The organism is Promicromonospora kroppenstedtii DSM 19349 (assembly GCF_000515355.1).
GTDB classification, from domain to species: Bacteria; Actinomycetota; Actinomycetes; order Actinomycetales; family Cellulomonadaceae; genus Promicromonospora; species Promicromonospora kroppenstedtii.
The window spans coordinates 42,839-45,561 of sequence record NZ_KI911693.1; the positions used below are offsets into that span (position 1 = coordinate 42,839).

General features: G+C 74.5%; 3 protein-coding genes. 2 read left to right on the top strand and 1 reads right to left on the bottom strand.

Features of this window, described 5'->3' with window-relative positions:
• Both PROKR_RS17015 and PROKR_RS17020 read left to right on the top strand, forming a co-directional pair.
• On the top strand, positions 1–1,271 hold a 1,271-nt coding region (locus tag PROKR_RS17015; protein WP_036964938.1), incomplete at its 5' end, for a sensor histidine kinase.
• Entirely contained in the window at positions 1,268–1,963 is a 696-nt protein-coding gene (locus PROKR_RS17020) for a LuxR C-terminal-related transcriptional regulator (protein ID WP_036964939.1), read from the top strand. The genes PROKR_RS17015 and PROKR_RS17020, both read left to right, overlap by 4 nt.
• Positions 1,964–2,033: 70 nt before the next feature.
• On the opposite strand, the gene cobA is transcribed toward PROKR_RS17020, so the two are convergent.
• Positions 2,034–2,723 (bottom strand): uroporphyrinogen-III C-methyltransferase (gene cobA, locus PROKR_RS17025; protein ID WP_036964940.1); only part of this gene is annotated, 690 nt, incomplete at its 5' end.

Genomic DNA, 2,723 nt, shown 5'->3' on the forward strand with positions numbered 1-2,723 from the left:
CCGTGCCGGCCGGCGCCCCGACCGTGCCCGTGGCCGCGGTGCCCACCGACCGGGCCCGGCTGGCGCCCCGTCTGACCACCGACGCGGACGCCGACGCCGGCGCGCAGGAACGGAATGCCGCCTCGCTGGCCGAGCGCATGCGCCTGTCCGGACCGGTGTCCCGGCTCGCGGCCCGCGACATCTGGCTCGGCGTCGCCCTGCTCTCGGGCGCGGCCCTGCTCGTGGCCTACCGCGCGGGCTGGGACCCGGTCGCCTCCTGGGTGCTGCCCGCCCTCATCGGGCTCGGCGGCGTGGCCCTGGCCTGGAGCCAGATCGACGCGACCGACCGGGACCGCTGGGTGGGCGGGTCCGGCACCGGCTCGCTCCTGCGCTCCCGCACCGCGCTGCTCCGGCTCGCCGGGGGTGTGGTGCTGACCATGCTCGGCGTGCTGATGCTCGTGGGCCAGGACACCCCCCTGACCGTGCTGATGCAGGCCACGGTCGCCTCGATCGCCATGGTGGCGGGCCTCGTGCTGGTCTCGGTGCCCTGGTGGATCCGGCTCGTGCGGCAGCTCGGCGACGAGCGCGCCGCCCGTGCCCGGGAGTCCGAGCGCGCCGACATCGCCGCCCACCTGCACGACTCCGTGCTGCAGACCCTTGCCCTGATCCGGTCGCAGGCGGGCGACGCCGAGGCCGTCTCCCGGATGGCCCGGGCCCAGGAGCGCGAGCTGCGCGGCTGGCTGTACGACGACCGGCAGGAGCCCGGCACCTCCGTGGCCACCGAGCTCAAGGACCTGGTCGCCGAGATCGAGGACGCCGTCGCGCCCCTGACCGTCGAGACCGTCGTGGTGGGCGACTGCCCGCCCACCGAGTGCACCGCCGCGCTGCTGCAGGCCGCGCGCGAGGCCCTGCTCAACGCGTTCAAGCACGGCAAACCGCCGGTGTCGGTGTACCTGGAGGTCACCGACTCCGTGGCCGAGGTGTTCGTGCGCGACCGCGGCGAGGGGTTCGACCTCGACGAGATCGCCGTCGACCGGTTCGGCGTCCGGGAGTCGATCCTCGGCCGCGTCCGACGGCGCGGCGGCACCGCCGAGGTGGTCAGCCGGGCCGGCTGGGGCACCGAGGTGCGGCTGCGGATGCCGCTGGACAAGCCCGCGAACGGCGACCGCAAGGCGGCCAACGGCGACCGGAAGCCGGGCAGCGGCGACAAGAAGACCGAGAAGAACGGCCGGGCGCGGGCCGCGACGACCCCCGCCGCCGTACCCACCACAGCGGAAGGCGCGAACAGATGACAACCCAGGCGACGGCGTCCGGCGGCGGGCTGGTGCCGCTCCCGGTGCCGGTGGTGCTCGTGGACGACCACCACCTGTTCCGCACGGGCGTACGCGCCTCGCTCGACGACCGCGTCACTGTGGTCGGCGAGGCGTCCGACGTCGACAGCGCCGTGGCGCAGGTGCACGAGCACCGGCCGCCCGTGGTGCTGCTCGACGTGCACCTGCCCGGCGGCAACGGGGGCGGGGGCGCCGAGGTGGTGCAGCGCTGCGCCGACCTGCTCACCGATGGCGTCCGGTTCCTCGCGCTGTCCGTGTCGGACGCCGCCGAGGACGTCGTCTCCGTCATCCGGGCGGGGGCGCGCGGGTATGTCACGAAGAACATCGCGCCGTCGGAGCTGTCGTCCGCGGTGGTGCAGGTGGCGGGCGGCGACGCCGTCTTCTCGCCGCGCCTGGCCGGGTTCGTGCTGGACGCGTTCGGCGCGTCCGCCAACGACATCGCCGTGGCCGACGACGAGCTCGACCGCCTCTCGAAGCGCGAGCAGGAGGTCATGCGGCTCATCGCGCGCGGGTACTCCTACCGCGAGGTGGCGAGCGAGCTGTTCATCTCGATCAAGACGGTCGAGACGCACGTGAGCGCGGTGCTCCGCAAGCTGCAGCTCAGCTCGCGGTACGAGCTGACGCGCTGGGCGGTGGCCCGCCGCCTCCTCTGAGGTTCCGTTGAGTGCCGGGTATTTGTTGGGTTGATGGCCTTCGCGCCACAAATACCCAGCACTCAACGAGCTAGGGGGTTGGCCAGGCCGGGCTGAGGCGGACTACGTCGCCTACCACGATGATGGCCGGGGGTTTGACGTTCGCGGCCGTGGCTTCGGCGGCGATCGTCGACAGGGTGCCGACCGTGACGCGCTGGCGAGGGCCGTAGCCGTCCTCGACCACGGCGGCCGGGGTGTCCGCCGGGCGGTCCGCGGTGATCAGGGCTTCCGCCGTCTTGGCCAGGTGGGTCACGCCCATGAGCAGCACGAGCGTGTGGTCGGGCCCGCCCGGCACCTGGGCCGCGCCGTCGTGCCCGGTCAGCACGCTGAAGCCGCGCGCCACCCCACGGTGCGTCACGGGGATGCCGACGGCGGCCGGGACAGAGACCGCCGACGTCACGCCCGGCACCACCTCGACCTCGATGCCCGCCGCGCGGCACTCGGCGAGCTCCTCGCCGCCCCGGCCGAACACGTACGGGTCGCCGCCCTTGAGGCGGACGACGTCGCGGCCCGCCAGGGCGTGCTGGACCAGGAGCGCGTTGATCTCGTGCTGCGGCACCGGGTGGTTGCCGCTCACCTTGCCGACGTCGATCACCTCGACCTCGGGGGCAAGCTCGTCGAGCAGGGCCCGCGGGCCGAGGCGGTCGACGACGACGACGTCGGCCTGCGCGAGGACCGCGCGGCCGCGGGCCGTGATGAGGCCGGTGTCGCCCGGGCCGCC